2 protein-coding genes are annotated in these 2,026 nt (G+C 66.6%); one reads left to right on the forward strand and one right to left on the reverse strand.

The window, feature by feature from the left end:
* A partial coding sequence (locus DBR23_RS00140) for an MATE family efflux transporter (protein ID WP_255581488.1) occupies positions 1-800 on the forward strand: 800 nt, incomplete at its 5' end.
* On the opposite strand, the gene phoR is transcribed toward DBR23_RS00140, so the two are convergent.
* On the reverse strand, positions 754-2,026 hold a 1,273-nt coding region (gene phoR, locus DBR23_RS00145; protein ID WP_108496901.1), incomplete at its 5' end, for a phosphate regulon sensor histidine kinase PhoR. The two genes, DBR23_RS00140 and phoR, sit on opposite strands and share 47 nt — an antisense overlap.

Raw genomic sequence — 2,026 nt, forward strand, 5'->3', positions numbered from 1 at the left:
GGGCAACGCTGGTCGTCAACTGCAGCATGCTGGCCCTGGCTGTGTGGCTGCTGCGCACGCAGGACATCTATACCCCCCTGGGGCTGTGGCGCCGCATGGAGCCCCCGCACTGGCCCACCATTGCAGGCTTTGCCAGACTCGGCATTCCAGCAGGCCTGGCCGTGATGGTGGAGGTGACCTCCTTCACCCTGATGGCCTTGTTCATCGCGCGCCAGGGCACCACCTCGGCGGCCGCCCACCAGATCGCCGCCAACATGGCTGCCGTGCTCTACATGGTGCCGCTGTCGCTGTCCATCGCCACCAGCGCGCGGGTGAGCTACTGGCTGGGCGCACAGCAGCCCCAGCGAGCCCGTCAGGTGGTTTTGATGGGTTTTTCGCTCGCTGCGCTAGTGGGTATTGCCTTGGCAGCTATATTATTGATAGCAAGACACTCGATCAGCCAGATCTACACCGACAACGCCAGCGTGGCAGCCGTGGCCGGCACGGTGCTGGTCTGGGTGGCGGCGTACCACGCTGCCGATGCGGTGCAGACGCTGTGCGTGTTTGTGCTGCGCTGCTACCGCATCACGCTGGCGCCACTGGTGGTGTACTGCGCGCTGCTGTGGGGGGCTGGCCTGGCGGGCGGCTACTGGCTGGCTTATGGGGGCAGCGGGCCTTGGTCGGGTGTGGCTTCGCCCACTCCCTTCTGGGCGGCCAGCGCGGCGGCGCTCGCAGTCACCGCACTGCTGTTCGTCGCCATGCTCTGTCGAGCCATCAACCCGGCAAGGAAAAACCCCGCAAACGGTTGGCCGGGAAAGTGACCGAAAACACCGAGCCCTTGCCCAGCGTGCTCGCGATGTCCAGCGTGGCGCCATGGCGCTGCAGCACATGCTTGACGATGGCCAGGCCCAGGCCGGTGCCCCCGGTCTCGCGCGAACGGCTGCGGTCCACCCGGTAAAAGCGCTCTGTCAGGCGCGGGATGTGCTCGGGCGCAATGCCGGGACCGGTGTCATGCACGGAGAACACGGCACTGCCATCCTCCTTGCGCAGCCACTGCACCTCGATGGAACCACCGCCGGGTGTGTAGCGCACCGCGTTGTTGACGAGGTTGGACAAGGCGCTTTGCAGTTCGGCAGGCACACCCGCAATCTCGCCTTCGGCCCGCAGCAAATCGGCCGCCGGAAAGCGCATCGTATGGGGACGCTGCTGGTTCTGTGTGAGCAGCGTCGACAGGGCGCGGCCCTCTTCCTCGCAGCGCTGCATCAGTGACTGAACAGGTGTCCATTCGGCCATGCCGGGCAGCGGGCTGCCCTCCAGCCGCGACAGCGTGAGCAGGTCCTGCACCACACTTTGCATGCGCTGCGCCTGCTGCGCCATCATGCCCAGGTAGCGCGAGCGCTCGTCGGCGCTCAGCGGCAAGGTCTGCAAGGTTTCGACAAAACCGGTGAGCACCGTGAGGGGTGTGCGGATCTCGTGCGACACGTTGGCCACAAAGTCTCTCCGCATCGCGTCGGCCTGCTCCAGCGCCGTCACGTCGCGTGACAGCAGCAGCGTGCGGCCATCACCATAGGGGTGCAGGTGCACCGAGATGCGTACGGGCCGCGACGGCGTGCTCAGGCGCCCCTCCAGGACCACATCGCTGGTGAAGTCCTTGGCAGCAAAGTAAGCCGTGAATTCAGGGTTGCGCAGCAGATTGCCAATGGACTGCATGACGTCGCGCTGCGCGTCAAAGCCAAACTGGTTGGCTGCCATCTGGTTGCACCATTCGATACGGCCCTGCGCATCCAGCAGCACCACGCCGTTGGGGGAGGCCTGCAGGGCGGCCAGGATCTCCTGCAAACGGTCCTGGCTGTCGCGTATCTGCGCCTCCTGCTTGCGCAGCAGACGCCGCGCACGGTCCGCCGCCTCGCCCCAGATGCCACGCATAGACGGCACCGATGCCAGGTCGCCCGTGCGCAACCAGCGCAGCACCCGCACGCCCCGCAGCAAGTCCCACACGAACCACGCCCAGGCAGCAATGGCGGCCCCCAGTGCGGCACCCCAGGGC

Origin of the sequence: Acidovorax sp. HMWF018 (assembly GCF_003061035.1) — a bacterium.
GTDB lineage: Bacteria > Pseudomonadota > Gammaproteobacteria > Burkholderiales > Burkholderiaceae_C > Acidovorax > Acidovorax delafieldii.